Source organism: Neisseria sp. HMSC068C04, assembly GCF_001810105.1.
GTDB lineage: Bacteria > Pseudomonadota > Gammaproteobacteria > Burkholderiales > Neisseriaceae > Neisseria > Neisseria flavescens_B.
Genome location: NZ_KV799967.1, coordinates 17,867 through 41,646 on the forward strand (window position 1 = coordinate 17,867; position 23,780 = coordinate 41,646).

Annotated in this window: 22 protein-coding genes; 5 read left to right on the forward strand and 17 right to left on the reverse strand. The window is 48.3% G+C overall.

The genetic code is table 11. The features are described from left to right. Positions 1–62: 62 nt before the first annotated feature. The 3 genes from HMPREF2700_RS07620 to znuD all read left to right on the forward strand — a co-directional run bounded on the left by HMPREF2700_RS07620 (position 63) and on the right by znuD (position 4,563). Positions 63–1,472, forward strand: coding sequence for a leucyl aminopeptidase (locus HMPREF2700_RS07620; RefSeq protein ID WP_070591335.1), 1,410 nt, complete (start codon positions 63–65; stop codon positions 1,470–1,472). Positions 1,473–1,574: 102 nt separating this feature from the next. Beyond that, a complete protein-coding gene (locus HMPREF2700_RS07625) occupies positions 1,575–2,057 on the forward strand; it encodes a cupin domain-containing protein (protein ID WP_070591337.1) in 483 nt (160 codons plus the stop codon). Between the two features lie 217 nt (positions 2,058–2,274). Next, positions 2,275–4,563 (forward strand): TonB-dependent zinc receptor ZnuD, encoded by a 2,289-nt coding sequence (gene znuD, locus HMPREF2700_RS07630; protein ID WP_070591338.1) that lies wholly within the window; start codon positions 2,275–2,277, stop codon positions 4,561–4,563. An 83-nt stretch (positions 4,564–4,646) separates the two neighbouring features. Here the strand turns inward: znuD and HMPREF2700_RS07635 are convergent, their stop codons facing one another. Further along, on the reverse strand, positions 4,647–5,462 hold the full coding sequence (locus HMPREF2700_RS07635) for a phosphatidylserine decarboxylase (RefSeq protein WP_070591341.1): 816 nt from the start codon (positions 5,460–5,462) through the stop codon (positions 4,647–4,649). A gap of 225 nt (positions 5,463–5,687) precedes the next feature. Then, complete coding sequence (locus tag HMPREF2700_RS07640) at positions 5,688–5,954, reverse strand: hypothetical protein (protein WP_070591343.1); 267 nt, start codon at positions 5,952–5,954, stop codon at positions 5,688–5,690. Positions 5,955–6,285: 331 nt separating this feature from the next. Between HMPREF2700_RS07640 and HMPREF2700_RS07645 the strand changes: the two genes are divergently transcribed. Beyond that, positions 6,286–6,612 carry a hypothetical protein gene (locus HMPREF2700_RS07645; protein WP_083303971.1) on the forward strand — a complete coding sequence of 109 codons (327 nt, stop codon included), beginning with the start codon at positions 6,286–6,288 and terminating at the stop codon, positions 6,610–6,612. A 173-nt stretch (positions 6,613–6,785) separates the two neighbouring features. Here HMPREF2700_RS07645 and HMPREF2700_RS07650 read toward each other — a convergent pair whose 3' ends face one another. From HMPREF2700_RS07650 to sdhC, 14 genes are all read right to left on the reverse strand, one after another. After that, complete coding sequence (locus tag HMPREF2700_RS07650; protein ID WP_070591345.1) at positions 6,786–7,193, reverse strand: phage holin family protein; 408 nt, start codon at positions 7,191–7,193, stop codon at positions 6,786–6,788. 110 nt (positions 7,194–7,303) lie between these two features. After that, entirely contained in the window at positions 7,304–7,738 is a 435-nt protein-coding gene (locus tag HMPREF2700_RS07655; RefSeq protein WP_070591347.1) for an ElaB/YgaM/YqjD family protein, read from the reverse strand. A gap of 192 nt (positions 7,739–7,930) precedes the next feature. Further along, positions 7,931–8,821 carry a succinate--CoA ligase subunit alpha gene (gene sucD / locus HMPREF2700_RS07660; RefSeq protein WP_002221113.1) on the reverse strand — a complete coding sequence of 297 codons (891 nt, stop codon included), beginning with the start codon at positions 8,819–8,821 and terminating at the stop codon, positions 7,931–7,933. Positions 8,822–8,831: 10 nt separating this feature from the next. After that, positions 8,832–10,052 carry an ADP-forming succinate--CoA ligase subunit beta gene (gene sucC / locus HMPREF2700_RS07665; RefSeq protein ID WP_349267193.1) on the reverse strand — a complete coding sequence of 407 codons (1,221 nt, stop codon included), beginning with the start codon at positions 10,050–10,052 and terminating at the stop codon, positions 8,832–8,834. Between the two features lie 17 nt (positions 10,053–10,069). Beyond that, positions 10,070–10,357: a hypothetical protein gene (locus tag HMPREF2700_RS07670; protein ID WP_002213751.1), complete on the reverse strand. Its 288-nt coding sequence runs from the start codon at positions 10,355–10,357 to the stop codon at positions 10,070–10,072. A 124-nt stretch (positions 10,358–10,481) separates the two neighbouring features. Then, on the reverse strand, positions 10,482–11,915 hold the full coding sequence (gene lpdA, locus HMPREF2700_RS07675; protein WP_070591352.1) for a dihydrolipoyl dehydrogenase: 1,434 nt from the start codon (positions 11,913–11,915) through the stop codon (positions 10,482–10,484). Between the two features lie 258 nt (positions 11,916–12,173). Then, positions 12,174–13,355: a 2-oxoglutarate dehydrogenase complex dihydrolipoyllysine-residue succinyltransferase gene (gene odhB, locus HMPREF2700_RS07680; protein WP_063075931.1), complete on the reverse strand. Its 1,182-nt coding sequence runs from the start codon at positions 13,353–13,355 to the stop codon at positions 12,174–12,176. Positions 13,356–13,454: 99 nt separating this feature from the next. Continuing rightward, entirely contained in the window at positions 13,455–16,283 is a 2,829-nt protein-coding gene (locus HMPREF2700_RS07685; protein ID WP_070591353.1) for a 2-oxoglutarate dehydrogenase E1 component, read from the reverse strand. 209 nt (positions 16,284–16,492) lie between these two features. Next, positions 16,493–17,776: a citrate synthase gene (gltA, locus tag HMPREF2700_RS07690; protein ID WP_070591354.1), complete on the reverse strand. Its 1,284-nt coding sequence runs from the start codon at positions 17,774–17,776 to the stop codon at positions 16,493–16,495. Positions 17,777–17,899: 123 nt separating this feature from the next. Beyond that, positions 17,900–18,148: an FAD assembly factor SdhE gene (locus tag HMPREF2700_RS07695; RefSeq protein WP_003678830.1), complete on the reverse strand. Its 249-nt coding sequence runs from the start codon at positions 18,146–18,148 to the stop codon at positions 17,900–17,902. A gap of 3 nt (positions 18,149–18,151) precedes the next feature. Further along, positions 18,152–18,859: a succinate dehydrogenase iron-sulfur subunit gene (locus HMPREF2700_RS07700; RefSeq protein WP_002241462.1), complete on the reverse strand. Its 708-nt coding sequence runs from the start codon at positions 18,857–18,859 to the stop codon at positions 18,152–18,154. Between the two features lie 119 nt (positions 18,860–18,978). Beyond that, complete coding sequence (gene sdhA / locus HMPREF2700_RS07705) at positions 18,979–20,742, reverse strand: succinate dehydrogenase flavoprotein subunit (RefSeq protein WP_003686011.1); 1,764 nt, start codon at positions 20,740–20,742, stop codon at positions 18,979–18,981. 2 nt (positions 20,743–20,744) lie between these two features. Then, the gene (sdhD, locus tag HMPREF2700_RS07710; RefSeq protein WP_070591356.1) at positions 20,745–21,086 is read right to left on the reverse strand and encodes a succinate dehydrogenase, hydrophobic membrane anchor protein; all 342 of its coding nucleotides are present in this window, start codon (positions 21,084–21,086) and stop codon (positions 20,745–20,747) included. Next, positions 21,080–21,457, reverse strand: coding sequence for a succinate dehydrogenase, cytochrome b556 subunit (sdhC, locus tag HMPREF2700_RS07715; protein ID WP_003686156.1), 378 nt, complete (start codon positions 21,455–21,457; stop codon positions 21,080–21,082). The genes sdhD and sdhC overlap by 7 nt, the downstream gene beginning before the upstream one ends. 462 nt (positions 21,458–21,919) lie before the next feature. On the opposite strand from sdhC, the gene HMPREF2700_RS07720 reads away from it, so the two are divergent. Further along, on the forward strand, positions 21,920–22,303 hold the full coding sequence (locus HMPREF2700_RS07720; RefSeq protein WP_070591357.1) for a YkvA family protein: 384 nt from the start codon (positions 21,920–21,922) through the stop codon (positions 22,301–22,303). Between the two features lie 813 nt (positions 22,304–23,116). On the opposite strand, the gene HMPREF2700_RS07725 is transcribed toward HMPREF2700_RS07720, so the two are convergent. Beyond that, positions 23,117–23,626, reverse strand: coding sequence for a membrane lipoprotein lipid attachment site-containing protein (locus tag HMPREF2700_RS07725; protein ID WP_049344413.1), 510 nt, complete (start codon positions 23,624–23,626; stop codon positions 23,117–23,119). Positions 23,627–23,780: the final 154 nt, after the last annotated feature.

Genomic DNA, 23,780 nt, shown 5'->3' on the forward strand with positions numbered 1-23,780 from the left:
TCGGACGGCTGGTCAACAGGCCGTCTGAACAACCGACAACCGTTCCAATCAGGAGAATAAACGTGAAATTTAGCACAAAAGCCGAAACTTTGCAGGCTCAACAGGCAGGTGCGCAATTATTTGTCTGCGCCGAAGCATCTCAACTGAGCAACCCGACTGCCCTCGCCCTCTTCGCTTCCCTTGAAGAAGGTCAAAATTTCGCCGACACCAAAATCCCAACGGACAACGGTTTGCAAGCCATTGCCGTCGTCCGCCTCGAAAAAACCGACCGCGCCGCATTGAACAAAGCCGCAGCCGAAGCCGCCAAATGGGCACAAAATCAAGAAACGGTCAATGTGGACGTTCACGCCTTTGAAGAAGCGCAAGCAGCAGCCATTGCCGAAGCGTTTGCGATTGCGTTCGGCAATGCCGCCTACCGTTTCGACCGCTACAAAAAAGAAGCCAAACCGGCTAAATTTGCAGAAGCCGTGTTCCACAGCGCACACGAAGCCGCCGTCAAAGAAGCCCTGCGCATTGCCGAAGCGCAAGTTTACGGACAAAGCCTCTGCCGCGACTTGGGCAATGCCGCACCCAACGAATGCACGCCTGAATTCCTCGCGCGTACCGCCAAAACCGAAGCCGAAAAATTGGGCGCACACGCCAAAATCATTGAAAAAGACTACATTAAAGAAAACATGGGTTCATTTTGGTCTGTCGCCAAAGGCAGCGTTGAGGATCCATATTTGGTCGAACTAAGCTATTTCGGTGCGGCCGACAAAGAAGCCGCGCCTGTGGTATTGGTCGGCAAAGGCATTACCTTCGACACCGGCGGCATTTCCCTCAAACCCGGCCTGAACATGGACGAAATGAAGTTCGACATGTGCGGCGCGGCAACCGTCATCAGCACCTTCTGCGCCGCCGTCAAACTGCAACTGCCGATCAACCTGATTGCCATCGTCGCCACTTGTGAAAACATGCCTTCCGGCGCGGCCAACAAACCGGGCGATGTCGTAAAAAGCATGAAAGGCTTGACCATCGAAGTGTTAAACACCGATGCCGAAGGCCGTCTGATTTTGTGTGACGCGCTCACTTACGCCGAACAATTCAAACCCAAAGCCGTTATCGATGTCGCCACCCTGACCGGCGCGTGCATTATCGCCTTGGGTCATGACGTCAGCGGCGTGATGGGCAACAATCAAGATTTGGTCGACAGTCTGCTGGCCGCTTCCCGCAACGTGGACGACAAAGCATGGCAACTGCCGCTCTTTGAGACCTACAAAGACCAACTCAAATCCAACTTTGCCGACATTCCAAACATCGGCACGCCGGGTGCAGGCACGATTACCGCCGCAACATTCCTGTCTTACTTTACCGAAGACTATCCATGGGCACACCTCGACATCGCAGGTACCGCATGGAAATCCGGCAGTGAAAAAGGCGCGACCGGGCGCCCTGTTCCTTTATTGTTGAACTATCTGCGCAATGTGAAATAAATCTTGGGGGGAAGCCTGCGGGGTTAATCGTTTCAACCCCGCAGGCCGTCTGAAAACGGAATCCGCATTATCTGACTCAATCTGACAAAACGGAGAACCACCATGAAACCACTATTTGCCGCATTATCTGTCGCCCTTCTGCTCGGCACATCCATCAGCGTTCAAGCTGCCGAACAAACCACCCCCACCGACCGCAGCATCCAAGTGTACAAAAAAGCCGACTTAGCAGAATGGAACCGCGAAAACGCAGCCGGAGGCCAAGGCCCCTTGCTCGGCAGCTTTGCCTTCACGCGCCATCAAACCGCCGACCAAGACGCATTCAAAGAAATCGGCTGGCTCACCTTGCCGCCGGGCGCTTCCATCGGCCAACACAAACATACCGGCAATGAAGACGTTTACATCATCGTATCCGGCAAAGGCCTGTTTACCGATAGCGAAGGCAAACAAACCGAAGTCGGCGCCGGCGACATTACCATCGCCCGCCCCGGCCAGTCCCATGCGCTCAAAAATATCGGCAAAAAGCCGTTGGTATTCTTAGATTTGATTGCAGAGACCGCTGGCGCCAAAGCCGCCGAAACCAAGTAATGCTTTCAATGAAAGCAAACCATCTGCCATGACTTTCTGCCTTACCCAAACCAGGCTGCAGAGAGATTGTTCCGTTTTCATTTAAACCTACATACAAGCTAAAGGCCGTCTGAAAACCATGCGTCGTTTTCAGACGGCCTTTTTCTCAAAAACCTTATCATATAAATAATGAAATGTTATATAATAACAGCCTTTCAAAATATGATAAGAAACTAAAATGACACAAACCACACTCAAGCCCATTGTTTTATCTATTCTTTTAATCAGCGCCCCTATTCTCTCCCAAGCGCATGAAACCGAGCAGTCTGTTGACTTGGACGAGGTTACCGTCGTTGGTAAAAGCCGTCCGCGCGCTACGTCGGGGCTGCTGCACGCTTCGACCGCCTCCGACAAAATCATCTCCGGCGATACCTTGCGTCAAAAAGCCGTCAACCTAGGCGATGCTTTAGACGGCGTACCGGGCATTCATGCCTCGCAATACGGCGGCGGCGCATCCGCTCCCGTTATTCGCGGTCAAACAGTCAGACGGATTAAAGTGTTGAACCATCACGGCGAAACGGGCGACATGGCGGACTTCTCGCCCGACCATGCCTTGATGGTGGACAGCGCCTTGTCGCAACAGATCGAAATCCTGCGCGGCCCGGTTACACTCTTGTACAGCTCAGGTAATGTGGCCGGCTTGGTCGATGTTGCCGATGGAAAAATCCCCGAAAAAATGCCTGAAAACGGCGTATCGGGCGAAGCCGGATTGCGTTTGAGCAGCGGCAATTTGGAAAAACTGACATCCGCAGGCATCAATATCGGTTTGGGCAACAACTTCGTGCTGCATACCGAAGGCTTGTACCGCAAATCAGGCGATTACGCCGTACCGCGCTATCAAAAAGAAGAAGGCCGTCTGAAACGACTGCCCGACAGCCATGCCGATTCAAAAACCGGCAGCATCGGCCTGTCTTGGGTTGGGGATAAAGGTTTCCTTGGCGTGGCGTACAGCGACCGTCGCGACCGCTACGGCCTGCCTGCCCACAGCCATCTCTACGACGACTGCCACGCCGACATCATCTGGCAAAAGAGCTTGATTAACAAACGCTATTTGCAGCTTTATCCGCACCTGTTGACCGAAGAAGACGTTGATTACGACAATCCGGGCTTGAGCTGCGGCTTCCACGACGACGATAATGCACACGCCCATGCCCACAACGGCAAACCGTGGATAGACCTGCGCAACAAACGCTACGAACTCCGCGCCGAATGGAAGCAGCCATTCCCCGGTTTTGAAGCCCTGCGCGTACACCTAAACCGCAACGACTACCACCACGACGAAAAATCAGGCGATGCAGTAGAAAACTTCTTCAACAACAAAACACACAACGCCCGTATCGAGTTGCGCCACCAACCCATAGGCCGTCTGAAAGGCAGCTGGGGCGTGCAATATTTGGGACAAAAATCCAGCGCGCTTTCCGCCATTCCCGAAACCGTCCAACAACCGATGTTGATTGACAATAATGTGCGCCATTACAGCTTTTTCGGTGTAGAACAGGCAAACTGGGACAACTTCACGCTTGAAGGCGGCGTACGCGTGGAAAAACAAAAAGCCTCCATCCAGTACGACAAAGCATTGATTGATCGGGAAAACTACTACAACCAACCCCTGCCCGACCTCGGCGCGCACCGCCAAACCGCCCGCTCGTTCGCACTTTCGGGCAACTGGTATTTCACGCCACACCACAAACTCAGCCTGACCGCCTCCCATCAGGAACGCCTGCCGTCAACGCAAGAGCTTTACGCACACGGCAAACACGTTGCCACCAACACCTTTGAAGTCGGCAACAAACACCTCAACAAAGAGCGTTCCAACAACATCGAACTCGCGCTGGGCTACGAAGGCGACCGCTGGCAATACAATCTGGCGCTCTACCGCAACCGCTTCGGCAACTACATTTACGCCCAAACCTTAAACGATGGACGCGGCCCCAAATCCATCGAAGACGACAGCGAAATGAAGCTCGTGCGCTACAACCAATCCGGCGCCGACTTCTACGGCGCGGAAGGCGAAATCTACTTCAAACCGACACCGCGCTACCGCATCGGCGTTTCCGGCGACTATGTACGAGGCCGTCTGAAAAACCTGCCATCCCTTCCCGGCAGGGAAGATGCCTACGGCAACCGTCCTTTCATCGCACAGGACGACCAAAACGCGCCTCGCGTTCCGGCTGCGCGCCTCGGCGTCCACCTGAAAGCCTCGCTGACCGACCGCATCGATGCCAACTTGGACTACTACCGCGTGTTCGCCCAAAACAAACTCGCCCGCTACGAAACGCGCACGCCCGGACACCATATGCTCAACCTCGGCGCAAACTACCGCCGCAATACGCGCTATGGCGAGTGGAATTGGTACGTCAAAGCCGACAACCTGCTCAACCAATCCGTTTACGCCCACAGCAGCTTCCTCTCTGATACGCCGCAAATGGGCCGCAGCTTTACTGGCGGTGTAAACGTGAAGTTTTAAAATCAGACAGCAAACAAAAAAGGTTTTCAGACGGCCGTCTGAAAACCTTTTTCTTGTTTTAACCAATCATTTAAAACTGACTATTAATCTTTCAACACATCTTGCACAGCCGCTTGAATTTTAGCCGCCGCTGCTTCGATTTGCTGCTGTTCGGAAGATTGGTTTGCCACTGTCTCAACCGGAGCCGCTTGAGAAGCTGGCGCAGCTTGAGGGGATGGTGTAGCTTTAGGCTCAGATTCAGTTTGCGGCGCAGTCAGCGGCAAACGCGCCAATACAGTGCTGACGCCGGTAACTTTATCGCCAATCGCCACTTGAGCCTGCGCATCGACAGGCAGATACATATCCACGCGCGAGCCAAAGCGGATAAAGCCATAGCGTTCGCCACGAGACAGTTTCGCACCTGCTTGGGTGTAGCACAAAATACGGCGCGCCACCAAACCGGCCACTTGAACAAAAGTAATTTCACGACCGGAAGCCGTAGTCGCCAAAACCGCATTGCGTTCGTTTTCCGTGCTGGCTTTGTCCAAATCCGCATTCACGAATTTGCCTTTGTTATAGACCACTTTCGTTACCGTACAATCGGCAGGCGATTTTTGAGAATGCACGTTGAACACGTTCATAAAAATACTGATTTTCAAAGCATCGACATCACGATACGGATCGCGTGCACGCTCAACCACCACGATACGGCCGTCAACAGGGCTCAACACCGCTTCAGGATTTAGCGGAATCTCACGCGCAGGGTCGCGGAAAAACTGCAGGGCAAATACGGTAAACACCCAAAACGGCAAAGACCACCAGCCGCAGCACATCGACACCAACAGGCTTAAAGCCAAACCGCCGCCGATAATCGGCCAGCCCTCACGGGCGATTATCGGGTGGGGATATAAACGGTTCATCACTTATCCTTCATTTAATAATTTCAAATTTGCCGCCATTATATCTGAAACTCCAAACATTGAGGCCGTCTGAAATGTTCAGACGGCCGGTGTCTTTTGTAAAAAATACTCAACATAGATAAAGTTTCAGTTTCGGCAACACAATGACGCAGCATCCGCAACAAGCGACTCACACGAGCCAACAACTCGCCGCAAATATCATTTTGACCAAACCTCTGCCCTCGATTATCTCGACAAACCCAATATGACAGCCAATACCAGCCAAATCCAATGCCGACGGCGCGATGTAGAAAACAAAGCACGTTGAGACAGCAAACGCGTTTGGCTCAACTGATACGCCACATCAGCCAACATCACCAAACGATTAGTCTGCCGAGCATTACTTTCTTCCGCTTTACGCAGTTTCAAATTTTCCGCTTCAATCCGCAGCCGCACCAGCTTAGCTTCTAAAAGCAGCAGCTCGCGCTCTTCTTCATACTCCTGTTGCTTCATCGTCCGCATCCTTGTCTATCTCACCGCGCAAATACGCAATATCCGATCGAATATCCTGCAAGGTTTCAGCCACGCGACTGCCCTGCTCCCGATAATCTGCCGATACTGTTTAAAATGATACAGTATAATCAACAGCTTCATAAAAAATACCTAAAAATATCCTCAAAGCCACCAGATTTGACAACGTTATCTCAATTATCTCTTTTCAGGGAAACATAAGGATTAAACAAAAGAAGATGTAACTGCCCTTAAAAGTTTGAGAGTCTTTTTCCAATAATAAATAACAACTCGATATCTACTGCTGTCATAATACTCAAAGGAGGAAACCAGAATGAATAATGCTAAATTAGTGATTCCAAATTGTAATGAGTTTATGTCTATTTATGGGTTTGATTGCGAAATAGACGATGCTATTCAGACCGTTAAGTTTGTTAACGGTGATGAGCGAGTTACTTTGAGCTTTGATCTGACAGTAAATTCTGTCAGATTCTTGTTTTACAGAAAAGATTGTATTGTCGTTGATCTTTATCTAGAAGGTCTGTCGGAACTATATTTGGATGAAAATGGTAATTCTCTATCATTTAAATTTTCTAACGGCCTTCATATACTGATAAAACTCTATCCTCAAATTAATATTACTGGAACTACCCTGCTATAGATAACCAGAACAAATCTTTCTTTACTGATTATTCGAGGACAATCCCTTATCATTAGATAGCAAGTGCCTAATCAAGGTTTCAAGAGTATCTTAAAAGCTACGAGAATATTTTTATGTCTATCTATGACGGTATTTGTAATAAAATTGACCTGTTCTAGTATTCTTAGAAAACTCTATGCACCTGTTGCTTCATCATCCGCATCCTTGTCTATCTCACCGCGCAAATACGCAATATCCGACCGAATATCCTGCAAGGTTTCAGCCACACGGCTGCCCTGTTCCCGATAATCTGCCGATACTTTGCGGAACAATACGGCAATAATCAGCAGGCTCGCGAAGAAAATGCCGAAAAACACCCACAAAGCCGCAACATCCGTCAGCACGCGGTTCAAACCGAACAGCAAACCGACCAAGCCCACCATCAACAGCGCGCCAGACAATACCAGCCAAATCACCAACCGGAACACATTCTCCGCCTGACGCGTCAAATCCAAGCTCAATACCTGCAAACGCAGCAACAGCAAATCCGCGCCCTGATTCAACAAAGCCTTGCCATGTTCAAAACGTTGGCGAATTCCCATCTTAACTATCCTTTTTTTCAGGAAAACATAAGGCAGAGGCCGTCTGCACGGCGCAATGAAATCCATGATTTCATGTGCACGCCTGTTCAGACGGCCTTAACATATTCACATTAACGGCGGTTCAACAACACACCGACAACCAAACCGGCCAATGCGGCAAAACCCATCGCATAGTATGGTTTTTCATGCACCACTTCATCAGCATGTTTGGCACCGCGTTTCAAACGCGCACCTGCATCGGCTTCAAATTCGGCAAAACGCTCTTTGCCTTCTTTCAAACGCTCCTGAGCCACTTCTTCAAACTGCTCGTATTTTTCACGCGCACGCTCGGCATGATGGCGCAAACGCTCGCCGGCTTCTTCTTCAAAACGGCTCAAACGCTCTTTGGCCACAGCCAATTTTTCTTCCAATTTGGCTCGGGCTTTGCTGCCCTCTTCCGAACCGGCTTCAACACCATTGCGGTACAATTCTTCCACATCATCCATCACTTCTCGGATGTCTTTCAGCAAAGCCTCGCGACGTGCTTCAAAATCGTGTTTTTTCATGCTTTTCTCCTTGATACAGATTGATATGGTTACAGACTGTTTATCTGTTAATAAATTATAACCGTTTATTCCAAAATAAACGTTAATTTAAATAAAATTAAGTGCTTATTCTGAAAACAACCCAATGGAATTTAAAAAAGGCCGTCTGAAAACTTCAGACGGCCTTTTCAATTCAGCTTAAAGACTTAAGTCTTATGCCAAACCTTTTGCTTTCAACACTTCCAGCATGGTAGTGCCCAACTCGGCAGGACTGCGGGTGTAAGCGATACCGGCTTTTTCGAAAGCGGCGAATTTTTCTTCGGCAGTACCTTTACCACCAGAGATAATCGCACCGGCGTGGCCCATACGTTTGCCTTTAGGAGCGGTAACACCTGCGATGTAACCTACAACAGGTTTGGTTACGTTGGATTGGATGTATTCGGCTGCTTCTTCTTCCGCAGTACCGCCGATTTCACCGATCATGATGATGGCGTCGGTATCTGGGTCTTCTTGGAAGAGTTTCAGTGCGTCGATTTGGTTCATACCAGGAATCGGGTCGCCGCCGATACCGATACAGGTTGATTGACCCAAGCCCAGTTTGGTGGTTTGTGCCACAGCTTCGTAAGTCAATGTACCGGAACGGGAAATAATACCGATGCGGCCCGGAGTGTGGATGTGGCCCGGCATAATACCGATTTTGCACTCACCCGGAGTAATCACGCCCGGGCAGTTAGGGCCGACCAAGCGGGTACCGTTGCCGTTGGTTTCCAAGTAACGTTTGGCTTTGAGCATGTCCAAAGTAGGCACGCCTTCGGTAATCACAACGACCAAGCCTACGCCTGAATCAACAGCTTCAACGATAGAGTCCAAAACAAACGGAGCTGGAACGTAAATTACAGATGCGTCAGCGCCAGTTTCTTTAACGGCTTCTTTCATGGTGTTGAATACAGGCAGGTTCAGGTGGGTTTGACCGCCTTTACCCGGGGTAACGCCGCCGACAACTTTAGTGCCGTAAGCCAGAGCTTGTTCGGAGTGGAAAGTACCGTTTTTACCGGTGAAACCTTGAACCAATACTTTGGTGTCTTTATTAATCAATACGCTCATTCTTTTCTCCTTAGGCGTTTACGGCTGCAACAATTTTTTCGGCTGCGTCATTCAGGCCGTCTGCAGAAGTCAGTTTCAGACCTGATTCGTTCAGGATTTTCGCGCCGAGTTCGGCGTTGTTACCTTCCAAACGAACAACGACAGGAACGTTGACGTTGATTTCTTTAACGGCTGCCACAATGGCTTCCGCAATCATGTCGCAACGTACGATACCGCCGAAGATGTTGATCAATACGCCTTTAACGGATTTATCTTCCAAAATCAGTTTGAACGCTTCAACCACGCGGTCTTTGGTTGCGCCGCCACCAACGTCCAAGAAGTTGGCAGGTTGGCCGCCTTTCAGTTTGATGATGTCCATAGTAGCCATCGCCAAACCGGCACCGTTCACCATACAGCCGATGTTGCCTTCCAGGGCAACATAGTTCAGGTCGAATTCAGAAGCTTTCAGCTCACGTTCGTTTTCTTGGGATTTGTCGCGCAATTCGGCGATTTTTGGCAGGCGGTAGAGCGCGTTGCTGTCGATGCCGATTTTGCCGTCCACGCAAGCCAGTGCGCCGTTTTCGCGAACTGCCAGTGGGTTTACTTCAAACAGGGCGAAGTCGTTTTCGACAAACGCTTTGTACGCACCAGTCATCAGTTTGACGAACTCGTTGATTTGTTTGTCTTTCAAGCCCAGTTGGAACGCAACTTCGCGAGCTTGGCAAGGTTGCAGGCCGACCAGCGGATCAACGGTTACTTTGAAGATTTTTTCAGGAGTTTCGGCAGCAACTTTTTCGATTTCTACGCCGCCTTCGGTAGAAGCCATGAATGTAATGCGGCGGGTAGAACGGTCAACCACTGCACCCAAGTACAGCTCGGTTTGAACAGGATACATGTCTTCGCAAACCAAAACGCTGTTGACAGGTTGGCCGTTGGCATCGGTTTGGTAAGTTACCAAGTTGGTGCCAATCAGGCTTTCAGCCACTTCTTTAGCTTCTTCGCGGCTTTTAACGACTTTTACGCCGCCCGCTTTACCGCGGCCGCCGGCGTGTACTTGTGCTTTGACAACAGCGAATTTGCCGCCCAATTTGTCGTAAGCTGCAGCGGCTTCTTCGCCGTTGTGTGCCAAAATACCGCCTTGTACGGGCAAACCGTAGCTAGCCAGCAGTTCTTTAGCCTGATACTCGTGTAAATTCATGGATTTCTCCTTAAGGTGAGTGGGTTTTAGGAATCGCCCTGCGGCCAATCCCATATTTTCAGACGGCCCTACTATTTACTGAAGGGCAACCACATCCGCGCCAGCAGATACATGGCTGCACCGCCTCCCCCGAGAATAAAAAAGACGATGCCTTTTTTACGCGAATTCGGGCAGAGCAGATAAACGGCAAGGCTGAAACTGATAAACAACAATGCCACGCGCCAAACCAATTCTTTATCTTTGAAACGGTTGAGCGTATAAGTTTCGGTCATCATCACATACATCTGCCACAATGCGGCCATACACATGCTGATAATGCCCATCGGTATAAAGAAAATACCGACTATTTCTTTGTTCATAATGAATGTAAATGCTGTTTGTTTGTCTAACGGAATTATAAATCAGAAAACGAAGCTCTCGGAACATTCAATTTGTCGAAGGCCTTAAGGCCGTCTGAAAAGTTTCAGACGGCCTTAATGTCTATCAACCGTGCAAAGCGCGTTTGTCGGCCGCCAATGCAGCTTCGTGAACCACTTCGGACAAGGTTGGGTGAGCATGGATAATGCGGGCGATGTCTTCGCTGCTGGCGAAGAATTCGAGCGCAGTCACGCCTTCGGTAACCAATTCGCTGACAACCGGGCCGATCATGTGTACGCCCAAGATGCGGTCGGTTTTGGCATCTGCCAATACTTTAACCGTACCTTTGGCTTTGCCCATTGCCAATGCGCGACCGTTTGCACCGAAACCTGAAGTACCTTTTTTGTACTCCACACCTTCAGCTTTGAGCTGCTCTTCGGTTTTACCCACCCAAGCGATTTCAGGGTCGGTGTAAATCACGAACGGTACGTTGTTGAAGTCGATATGCGGTTTTTGACCGGCAATGCGCTCTGCAACGGCAACGCCTTCATCGCTGGCTTTGTGTGCCAACATCGGGCCGCGAACCACGTCGCCGATTGCCCATACGTTAGGCAGGTTGGTACGGCATTCGCCATCTACCTTGATGAAGCCGCGCTCGTCTTTTTCCAGGCCTACGGCTTCGGCGTTCAGGCCTTTGGTGTTTGGAATACGGCCGATGGCAACGATCAGTTTGTCGAATACTTCGGTTTTGGCTTCGCCGGCAGCAGTTTCGTAAGCAACGGAAACGCCTTTGCCTTCAGATTTGATGTCGCCGATTTTCACGCCCAATTCAATGCTCAAGCCTTGCTCTTTAGTGAAGTATTTGAAGGCTTCTTTGGCGATTTGTTGGTCGGCGGCAGCCAGGAAGGTCGGCGCGGCTTCAAGAATGGTAACTTCTGCGCCCACGCGGTTCCATACGGAACCCATTTCCAGACCAATCACGCCGGAACCGATCACGCCGAGTTTGGCAGGCACTTCGGTCAAGTTCAATGCGCCTTCGTTGTCCAATACGTTCACGTTGTCGATAGCAACTTGTAGCAGCGGACGCGGTACGGAACCAGTCGCTACGATGACGTGTTTGGCTTCGATAACGGTTTTCTCGCCTTTGTTATCGACTTCGATTTGGTAAGCATCGCCATTTTTACCGGCAAAGGAAGCAGTACCGAACAGGCTGGTTACTTTGTTTTTTTGGAACAGGAATTTCACGCCGCCGGTCAGCTTGGTCACGATGGCATCTTTGCGCTCAATCATTTTGGCCGCGTCGAATTTTACGTCGCCGACAGTGATACCGTGTTCGGCAAAATCGTGTTGCGCAGCGTGAAAATGTTCGCTGGATTGCAACAGGGCTTTGGAAGGGATACAACCTACATTCAAGCAAGTACCGCCCAATGCAGGGGCATTGCCTGCTTTGTTAACGCCTGCATCGACGCAAGCGGTTTTGAAACCCAGTTGCGCGGCACGGATGGCGGCAACGTATCCGCCCGGGCCTGCACCAATCACTACTACATCATATTGAGACATCGTGTCATCCTTTGCTTTTGCAGTATCTCAAAATAAAAACGATACTTTTTGTTTCTTTTTTATTTTGAATGACTGCGTTTTGATGGTTTTAAGAAAAGGCCGTCTGAAAGTCCATATCTGCCGATTCATTCGAATCAAATGTTTCAGACGGCCTCAATCGTTTGTTGAGCCTATTGTAGCACGATACTACATTACGCTACATCTAAATAAAAATTCAGACGGCCTTTTCATTAATAAATAAAAGGCCGTCTGAAACGATTACAGATCCAACAACAGGCGTGCTGGGTCTTCCAACGCGTCTTTAATGGCTACCAAGGTCAATACAGCTTCGCGGCCGTCAATGATACGGTGGTCGTAAGACAGAGCCAGATACATCATTGGACGGACAACAACTTGACCGTTTTCAACCACGGCGCGCTCTTTAGTGGCGTGCATACCCAAAATCGCAGATTGAGGCGGGTTGATGATCGGGGTAGACATCATAGAACCGAAAGTACCGCCGTTGGTAATACTGAATGTACCGCCGGTCAGATCTTCGATAGCGATTTTGCCGTCTTTGGCTTTTTTCGCGTAATCAACAATTGCTTGTTCGATGTCGGCAATGCTCATTTGGTCTGCATCACGCAGGATTGGCACAACCAAACCGCGTGGGCTGCCAATCGCGATACCGATGTCGAAGTAGCCGTGGTAAACGATGTCTTTGCCATCAACAGAAGCATTCACAACCGGATATTTTTTCAGGGCGGCAACAGCGGCTTTAACGAAGAAGGACATAAAGCCCAGTTTCACGCCGTGTTCTTTCTCGAATTTATCTTTGTACTTCGCACGCAAGTCCATGATTGGTTTCATGTTGACTTCGTTGAATGTAGTCAAAATAGCGTTTTCTTGTTGAGAAGCCAGGAGGCGTTCTGCAACACGGGCACGCAGGCGGCTCATTGGTACGCGTTCTTCAGGACGTGCGCCTGCAGGAAGTGCAACAGCAGGAGCAGCGGCTGCGGCAGGTTTGGCAGCGGCATTTTGTACGTCTTCTTTCAATACGCGACCGTCACGGCCGGAACCTTGCAATGCGTTCACGTCAACACCGGTCTCAGCAGCCAGTTTGGCGGCGGCAGGCATAGCGGCGTTATTTTGTGCAGCAGCAGGAGCGGCGGCTGGGGCTGCTTCGGCAGGCGCAGCGGCTGGAGCTTCAGCAGCGGCAGTAGCAGCTGTATCGATACGTGCCAAAACTTGGTCGGCAACAACGGTCTCACCGTCTTGCGCTACGATTTCAACCAATACGCCGGCTTGTGGAGAAGGTACTTCCAAAACCACTTTGTCAGTTTCGATATCGATCAGGATTTCGTCACGGGCAACTGCTTCGCCAACTTTTTTCTTCCATTCCAAGAGCGTGCCTTCAGATACGCTTTCAGACAGCATAGGTACTTTTACATCAATAATCATTTTGTGTCTCCAATGGCCCTTTCAGACGGCCTGTTGTGTGTTTTTAATTCTGCATATGGGCATTCCGCCTGAACAGCCTCAGACGGAATGCAACTTGGCTTACAACGCCAAAGCGTCTTCAACCAATTGTTTCAATTGAGCAATGTGTTTGCTTGAGTAGCCCACTGCAGGCGATGCGCTGCTTGGACGACCAGCATAAGACAGTTTTTGCTCTTCGCTGATAACGTCTTCGATGCGGTGGCGGATTTGGTAGAACGCACCTTGGTTTTTCGGCTCTTCTTGCGCCCAAACCACAGATTTTGCGTTCGGATATTTCGCCAGTTCAGCTTTAACCTCGTCGTATGGGAACGGATACAGCTGCTCAACGCGGACGATAGCAACATCATCTTCCAGTTTACGCTCGGCACGGCCAGCTTCCAAGTCATAGTAAACCTGACCGGCACACAATACCACGCGTTTCACGCTGTCGTTGCTTGCGCGTTCAGCAGTATCGCCGATAACCGGACGGAAGGTCGAACCTTCGGTGAAGTTTTCCAGCGGGCTCATTGCACCTTTGAAGCGCAACAGGCGTTTGGACATGAAAATCACCAGCGGTTTGCGGTATGAACCCAAGACTTGACGTTGCAAGATGTGGAACATTTGCGACGCTTCAGACGGCATGATGACTTGCATATTGTTCTCAGAACACAGTTGCAACCAACGTTCTACGCGTGCAGAAGAGTGCTCAGGGCCTTGACCGTCGTAGCCGTGCGGCAGGATGGTGGTCAGACCGCACAAACGACCCCATTTGGTTTCGCCTGAAGACAGGAATTGGTCAATAGTCACTTGCGCGCCGTTGGCGAAGTCACCGAATTGAGCTTCCCAAATGGTCAGCTTGTCAGGTGCGGAGCAGGCAAAGCCGTACTCAAACGCCATCACGGCTTCTTCGTTCAAAATGGAGTCGATAACCAGGAACTCGCCCATGCCTTCGCCCATATGGCGCAGAGGAACATAAGTACCGTCGTCCCATTTTTCACGGTTTTGATCGTGCAATACTGCATGACGGTGTGAGAATGTACCGCGGCCGGAGTCCTCACCGGAGATACGCACGCCATAACCTTTAGTCAGCAGGCTTGCATATGCCAAGGTTTCTGCCATACCCCAGTCGATGGCTTGTTTGCCGGATGCCATGGCTTTACGCGCTTCAATCACACGTTTTGCAGTCGGATGCAGGGCAAAGCCTTCCGGCACGGCGGTAAACTTCTCGGTAAGGCGCTCAATATCCGCGGCAGGCAAACCGGTTTCGATGTGTTCGCGCCAATCTTTGCCTTGGTATTTGCTCCAGTCGATTTGTGTGCGTTGGAAGTTACTCAAAGTTGTTTGTTCAACATGTTCGCCTTTGTCCAAAGCATCACGGTAAGCTTGGATGTAACCGTCAGCCTCAGCTTGAGTTACCACGCCTTCGGCAATCAGTTGCTCGGTGTACAAAGCACGCGCACCTGGGTGTTGCGATACTTTTTTGTACATCATCGGTTGGGTCAAGGTCGGATCATCGCCCTCGTTGTGACCCCATTTACGGTAGCAGACAACGTCAACCACGATGTCTTTATGGAATTTTTTGCGGTAATCCAAGGCAGCTTGGATGGCAAAGCAAACGCGTTCAGGATCATCGCCGTTCACATGGATAACCGGAGCAGAAACCATTTTCGCAATATCGGTACAGTGTACGGTTGAACGGGTATCGCGGGTATCGGAAGTCGTAAAGCCGATTTGGTTGTTGATCACGATGTGAACAGTACCACCGGTGGTATAACCGCGTGTTTTAGACAGGTTGAATGTTGCTTGGTTAACACCCAAACCGATAAATGCGGAGTCACCGTGAATCAATACCGGCAAGACTTTATCGCGACCGTTTTCACCCAAACGTTTTTGTTTGGCGCGCGCAGAACCTTCCACTACTGGGTTAACGATTTCCAAGTGTGACGGGTTGAATGCCAAAGAAACGTGCATCGGGCCGTGTGGCGTAGCGATATCGGAGCTGAAGCCCATGTGGTATTTCACGTCGCCGCTAGGCAATTTGATTTCGGCACGGCCTTCAAACTCAGCGAACAAATCGCTGGGTTTTTTGCCCAAAATATTCACTAAAACATTCAGACGGCCACGGTGTGCCATACCGATGATGACTTCTTCCACGCCGTCTTTACCGGCATTTTGAATCAGGTAGTTCAAACCGGCAATCGCACTTTCGCCGCCTTCTACACCAAAGCGTTTTTGGCCGACATATTTGGTATGCAGGTAGCGTTCCAGAGTTTCGGCAGCAGTCATTTCTTTCAAGATACGGCGTTTCTGTTCAACGTTGTAGCTTGGCGTAGACAGTACGCTTTCAAAATAATTGCGAACCCAACGACGCTCTTCGGTATTTGGAATGTAGATGTACTCTACCGCGATATGGCCACAGTAGGTTTGTTTGAGGTTGCTGATAATTTGGGACAGAGGCAGTTTGCTCTGACCGGAAAAATCGCCCTCGCCCATATTGAACTGAAGCGCCATATCGGCATCTGACAGACCGTGGAATTTAGGATCGAGCGCTTCGATATTTTGAGGAGGAATACGTTTGAGCGGATCAAGTTGGGCTGCACCCACGCCTTGGATACGATAGGCAGAAATCAGTCGCAAAACGCTGACTTGCTTTTTCATCATTGCCTCATCTACACCGCCTGCGACGGCTGCGGCAATTTTCTTTTTAGCCAAAGTGGCAAATGATTCACGAATCGGTGTATGGGCAACATCGACAGCGACTGCGCCCGGCTGCTTACTCAAATCGGTAAAGTACTGTTTCCATTTTTCATCGACAGATTCCGGATTATCCAGAAACTTTTCATACAACTCCTCGATGTATGGCGCATTAGAACCAAACAGATAAGAGAAATTGAGTTTTTCGTCCATCATGGCGTGAGCTCTTTTCTTTAAAATATAAACAAAGGGTAGAATCCCGTGTTCTCCGAACGGAATTCAGGCCGTCTGAAATGACACTTTATTCTACCCTATTTCAAATCAAATTACCTGCTATCAACTTAATTAATTACGACCAACCTCATTGAAAACGGCAATTCGATTTTTTCAAACGACTTTTCAACAATATATTAATGTATTGTCTATTAGCGTTTATCTACCGGAACGTAATCGCGACGCTCTGCACCGGTATACAGTTGACGTGGGCGACCGATTTTCAGTGCCGGATCGCTAATCATTTCATGCCAATGAGAAATCCAACCTACACTGCGCGACAATGCGAAAATAACGGTAAACATTTCAGTTGGAATGCCCAATGCGGACAAGACGATACCGGAGTAGAAATCGACGTTTGGATACAGCTTGCGTTCAACAAAGAACGGATCTTTCAGTGCAATTTGTTCCAATTCCATCGCCAGCTTGAATTTAGGACTGTCTTCCAAACCCAATTCTTTCAAGACTTCATAGCAGGTTTCGCGCATGATGTTGGCTCGTGGGTCCATATTGCGGTATACGCGGTGACCGAAGCCCATCAGACGGTATTTGCGTTGTTTCACACCTTCCATGTATGCGGCAACATTAGATACATCGCCGATTTCGTCCAGCATTTTCAACACAGCTTCGTTTGCACCGCCGTGTGAAGCACCCCACAGACAGGCGATACCGGCAGCGATACAGGCAAATGGATTCGCGCCTGAAGAACCGGCCAAACGTACAGTCGAAGTAGAAGCGTTTTGCTCGTGGTCGGCATGCAAAATAAAGATGCGGTCGAGCGCGCGAGCCAATACTGGATTAGGTTTGTATTCTTCACATGGTGTCGCAAACATCATGTGTAAGAAGTTTTCAGCATAGGAAAGGTTATTTTTTGGATAATTGAACGGCAGACCGTTGGAATAACGGTAACACATTGCCGCAATTGTCGGGATTTTGGAGATCAAGCGGTAAATCGCAATTTTGCGGTGCTCAGGATTGGCAATATCCAAGCTGTCTTGGTAGAAAGCAGACAAAGCGCCAACCACGCCAACCATCATCGCCATCGGGTGCGCATCGCGACGGAAACCGCGGAAGAACCAAGTCAACTGCTCATGCAGCATAGTATGGCGGCTGACTGTGGCATCAAATTCTTTTTTCTGTTCAGGGGTAGGCAGTTCGCCGTAAATCAACAGATAGCAAACTTCCAAGTAATCAGATTTTTCGGCCAGCTGCTCGATAGGATAACCACGGTAATACAACAGACCTTCATCGCCATCAATATAAGTGATTTTGGATTCGCAACTTGCAGTCGACACGAATCCTGGATCGAAGGAAAACAGACCTGTATTTTTTGTCAACGCACGGATATCAACCACATCATGGCCGATACTTGCTTCCAATACTGGCAGTTCCAAGGTCTCTTGATTTGGGGTGGTGAGCTTGACTGATTTAGACATTCTTAAACTCCTTTGTAAGTTGGGGCTTTCGTTGCCGCCTAAGCGGCACGGTCCTTTTTTCAGACGGCCTCAGTATGGAAAGAGCTTGTTCGGATTGGCATCGCAAACAAGCTCTATAACACGTCATGCCTGTCTGATTTTTTCAAGCATGGGAATCAGGTGTTTCTTGTCCGTCGCCGAATGTCCGTTAATCAAGGCAAGCAACTCTTGGTCTTGAAATTCTAGGATTTCGGAAAATTCGGACAACTCCTGATCACTCAGGTGCTCGAATTCTTTTTCCATAAACCTGCCGAAGATTAAGTCTAATTCCAACAATCCCCGGCGGGTTTGAAAACGGATTTTCCGTTTGGCAATATCGTCAAAAACCATCATTTCTTAAACGGCTCGTTTCAACATAATCTCTTTAATCTTACCGATGGCTCGGGTCGGATTCAAGTGTTTAGGACATACGTCTACGCAGTTCATAATGGTGTGGCAACGGAACAAACGGTATGGGTCGTTCAGATTATCCAAACGCTCATTAGTGATGGTATCACGGCTATCCGCAATGAAACGGTAAGCATTCAGCAAACCGGACGGGCCAACGAATTTATCAGGGTTCCACCAGAATGACGGGCAGGCAGTCGAACAGCAGGCGCACAAAATACATTCGTACAAACCGTCCAACTCTTTACGCTCTTCCTGAGTTTGCAGACGCTCTTTGTCCGCATCGATAGGATTATCGTTGACAACGTAAGGTTTGATGGAGTGATATTGTTTGAAGAATTGGGTCATATCCACAATCAGGTCGCGGATAACAGGCAGACCTGGCAGAGGACGGATTTTAACCGGCTGTTTCAGGCCGCGCAGGTCAGTCAGACATGCCAAGCCGTTTTTGCCGTTGATGTTCATACCGTCAGAGCCGCAAATACCTTCGCGGCAAGAACGGCGGAAAGACAATGTATCGTCTTGTGCTTTCAGGCGCACCAAAGCGTCCAAAAGTTTAACGTCGGTTGGCTCCAATTCCAACTCGTAACGTTGCATATAAGGTTTGGCATCAACGTCCGGGTTGTAACGGTAAATTTCAAAACTCATTTTTTCCATGAGAAGTGTTCCTTTTCTCATAAACTGCCCAATGATTTTGTATTATGAATTCAAGCAGTTCAATGTGGGTATGGTTAGGTTTCAGACGGCCTTTAAGGTAAAGGCCGTCTGAAACCTCATCAATAAACGCGTTTAGCCGGTTTGATGTATTCCACGCTCAAAGGCTTGGTATGTACCGGTTTGTAAGACAAAGTATTGGTATCTGAATGATACAGGGTATGTTTCATCCAGTTTTCGTCATCGCGCTCAGGATGATCGTCTGAAGCGTGTGCGCCACGCGATTCTTTACGCGCTTCGGCGGACACCAAAGTCGCTTTCGCTACTTCAATCAGATTATCCAATTCCAAAGCTTCGATACGCGCAGTATTCCACACTTTGCTCTTGTCTTTGATTTCAGTACGTTTCACGCGCTCGGCAATCGCCATGATTTCTCGAACGCCTTTGCTCAGAATCTCATCGGTACGGAACACACCGGCGTGCAGTTGTACGGAGCGTTGCAGCTCGCGACGCAATGCATCAACGTTTTCACCATCGGTTTGGTTGTCCAAACGCTCGATACGTTGGCGGGTCAACTCACCGGCATTAGCAGGCAGAGGTTTCCAGTCGCTTTGCTCTTTGATGAATTTAATCATACTGTCGCCGGCAGCTTTACCAAATACCACCAAGTCCAACAGGGAGTTAGTACCCAAGCGGTTCGCACCGTGTACAGAAGCACAAGCGCACTCACCTGCCGCATATAGACCTTTTACAGGCACTTCGTAATCTTCACCTTGCGGAACGACAACTTCGCCATGGTAGTTGGTCGGAATACCACCCATCATGTAGTGGGTAGTCGGTACAACAGGAATCGGGTCTTTAATCGGGTCGATACCGGCAAACTGAATGGAAATCTCACGGATGCCCGGCAGTTTTTCCATAATTTTTTCTGCGCCGATATGGTCGATTTTCAGCAAAACGTGGTCTTTGTTTTTACCGCAGCCGCGACCTTCGTAAATTTCCATTGCCATCGCACGGGAAACCACGTCACGGGAAGCCAAGTCTTTTACAGTCGGAGCGTAACGTTCCATAAAGCGTTCGCCATCGGCATTCAACAGAATACCGCCCTCACCGCGTACACCCTCGGTAATCAATACACCGGCACCGGCTACACCGGTCGGGTGGAATTGCCAGAATTCCATGTCTTCCAACGGAATACCTGCACGGGCACAAATACCCAAACCGTCACCGGTATTCATATAAGCATTGGTAGAAGAAGCATAAATACGACCACCGCCACCGGTAGCAAACATCACAGCTTTAGCGTGGAAAATATAAACTTCGCCGGTTTCCATTTCCATGGCGGTTACACCGACTACGTCGCCGTTTTCATCACGAATCAAATCTTGCGCCGTCCATTCCACAAAGAATTGTGTATTGGCACGGACGTTTTGTTGGTACAAAGTATGCAACATCGCATGACCGGTACGGTCGGCAACCGCACATGCACGTTCTACCGCGCGTTTACCGTGTTCGGCAGTATGGCCGCCGAAAGGACGTTGGTAGATTTTACCGCTTTCCACACGGTCGAAAGGCATACCCATGTGTTCCAACTCAATTACGGCTTCAGGCGCTGCGCGACACATAAACTCAATCGCATCTTGGTCGCCCAACCAGTCGGAACCTTTCACAGTATCGTACATATGCCAATCCCAACGGTCTTCCTGCACATTACCCAATGAAGCAGAAATACCGCCTTGAGCCGCTACAGTATGAGAACGGGTTGGGAACACTTTAGACAAAACAGCACAATTCAGGCCGGATTTAGACAATTGGAGGGCTGCGCGTAAACCTGCACCACCACCGCCAACAATCACGGCATCAAACTTGCGAACAGGAAAACCCATATTTACCCCCAAATTACTTTAACTGAATACACCAAGCAGCCTACCAACCAAACGATGGTGGCAACTTGTAAAAACAAACGTACGCCGAAAGGCTTAATGTAGTCCATCCACAAATCGCGGATACCTACCCATGCATGCAGGAATACAGCCAAGAAGCTCACTTGGGTAAATATTTTCACCCAGGTCTGATCAAAAAATGCCTGCCATGCCGAATATTCTTTAGGCAACGTAAACAAAACAACCAAAAGAACCACGGTATACACCAGCATGATGACCGCAGTTGCACGTTGCATTGCCCAATCGCGCAAACCGTAATGCGCACCTGTCAATTTACGCTCTACCATAACAAAGCTCCCAAAACGACGGTCAGAATCAAAGCAGAAGCAAATACAACTTTAGCAGTAGCACGTGCAGTATTTAATTCCAAGCCTTTATGCACATCCAAAAACAGAAAGCGGATACCGGCAAAAAAGTGGTGCAGATATGCCCACAACAGACCGATAAGAATCAGCTTCACAAACGGATTGGAGATAGCAGAACGATATGCTTCAAACGACGCTTCGCGATCCAGCGTTCCGGAGAAGAAATACAAGAGAACAGGCAGCATCACAAATAAGCCGACGCCGCTGATACGGTGAAGAATAGATACAATCCCCGGTATGGGCAATCGGATATTCGGAATTTCCAAAAATACCGGGCGTGATTTGGCGGACATGGTCAGTTCCTCTAGATTTATTATCAGCTCAAAACCTATAGCTCAGCACTACAATAAGCTACATAAACCATAATTTACCTGTTTTATCTCATTTTGAACAGTGCAATTTATAAATGCTCTAATGATTTTTACCAAAAAACTAATAAAATCAAACAATCATTCTTAGATTTTTTTTTGTGTGCTTAGCCTTTTTTGTTACTTTCCTGCAATTAAGCCATCTCCCCATCAAAGCACTTACGATAACATCATTATGATTTGAGAATTGTATCTATTGCGAGATAAATTCTCATTCTTGATACCTAATCTTTACAAAGGCATAAGCCATTCCTAACTTATTACCATTGCATTATCATCACTACTCTTACATAGTTATACATTCAAAGACATTTCATTCATTCCTAGATGGACTAAAATACAGTGCAATACCAATAATGTTTCCATACCTTATAAGGAGGCTGTATCATGACACACTCCCCTCATCAAAACACACCCAATCCGGAAGACTACATCCCCTCCTTCCGTCGCCGAAACTTGGATACATCCGGCTTTATGAAAAAACTCGGACGCTTTGCCGGCCGCCTGGGCAAACCTGTCGTCCGACAGCTTTATACACTTTATTACCTTTGGGAATCTGAACACACGCCCAAACGGGCTAAAATGATTATTGTCGGTGCACTGGTTTATTTCCTCAGCCCTATCGACAGCATTCCCGACCTTCTGATTCCATTTGGTTTCAGCGATGACATTGCCGTCATTGCGTTGGTTTATTCTCAAATGAAAAACTATCTGACCGAAGATATTCAAGAGAAAGCCCGTCAAGCGGCTGACAAGCTGTTTGATTCTTAATTGGATAAAGTTCAACTACAAGTCGGACACACCTTTTCTTCAAATATACCTAAATCGCCTATGAAAAATCACTCTGCACTTTCCACCTACCTTAACGACAGCCAGAGTGAATCCCTGACCTTAGTTCACGCAGTGTAAGAATTTCACTTCGAAAAACCTTATAGGCTTATTACTGGCGATATCGTGCACCACTAGAACAGACAGACTTGTGTTGCATCGGCACAGTACAGCAAAATAAAAGGCCGTCTGAAACCTAAAATCTAGGTTTCAGACGGCCTTTTCTCCATCATATATCAACTTATGATGACTTCCTATTTTTTTGAACCTTCTTAGAATACAAATAGTCAATAATAATCCCACATGAAACAACGAAATATACACCTGAAATAAACATATACAGTATAGTAATCAAACCCTGCCCCATATCTCCGCAACAGGGAGGCGTAGAAGACATCCAATACAAATACAGATATACTCCATTAATAATCGATGTAATCGCAAGAGAAGTAAAAATATATCTCTTGCAACAAAAATAGGGTAGGCATAAAAAAAACTGCAATAACAGACTCAATCCTGCAATCTCTACAGCCTCTCTTGACTCATTCGCTCCTAAATCAAAATATTTCGACCATGCATAAGACCATATAACCATAACGACCGAAATAAAAACAGCTACGGCTAATAAATAGAAAAAACGCTGTTGTTTGTTTTGAAATTTTAAAAACATAATATTAAATAGAATTCAACGACACACATACATATAAAAAGAAGGCTGCCTGAATATTCAGACGGCCTTCTCGGTTTATGACTTTTTTATTTCAAAGGTTGCATACCCATAACTTCCATCAGGAAGTTGGTAAACGCAGGATTGCTTGGCTTGGTATCCATGTTTTTCCAACGTTGCTGCCAACCGCGCAAAGCGCCTTGGATGTATTGTTTGGATTGCTCGGTAGTAATTTCACCACGTTGGCTGTCAACGGCAGAACGCAGATAAACTTCGTACATACTGTCATCGACAGAGTTGCGTCCCACTTGTTGGATACGGAAACGGTTCAAATATTGGGCAGCCTGAACTTTGGTCAGACTACCTTGGCTCACTTGTGTACTCAAGCGACGTGCTTCATCATGAATCTTGGAAACATCTGCCCAATGCGAAGGAGCCAAATGATAACCGGTAGCTGAAACTTGTGAATCAGCCTTAGGTTTCTTGACGTTGGTTGGTCGAACTGGCACTTCTTTCAATGTTGGAACATAAATCGATTCACAACCGGCAAGTGCCGCCACAGCAAGGATAGGAAGAATGTATTTTTTCATAATGCGCATTATAAGCATGATTCGTTGAAGAAACCAACTTTTGAATAACGGTATTCAAAGCTCATTAACTGAATTACAACAGATTTCATACGATATCTCAAGCTCATACGCAAAAAAGGCCGTCTGAAAACGGCCTGAGACCTTTGCAAAATTCCCCAAAATC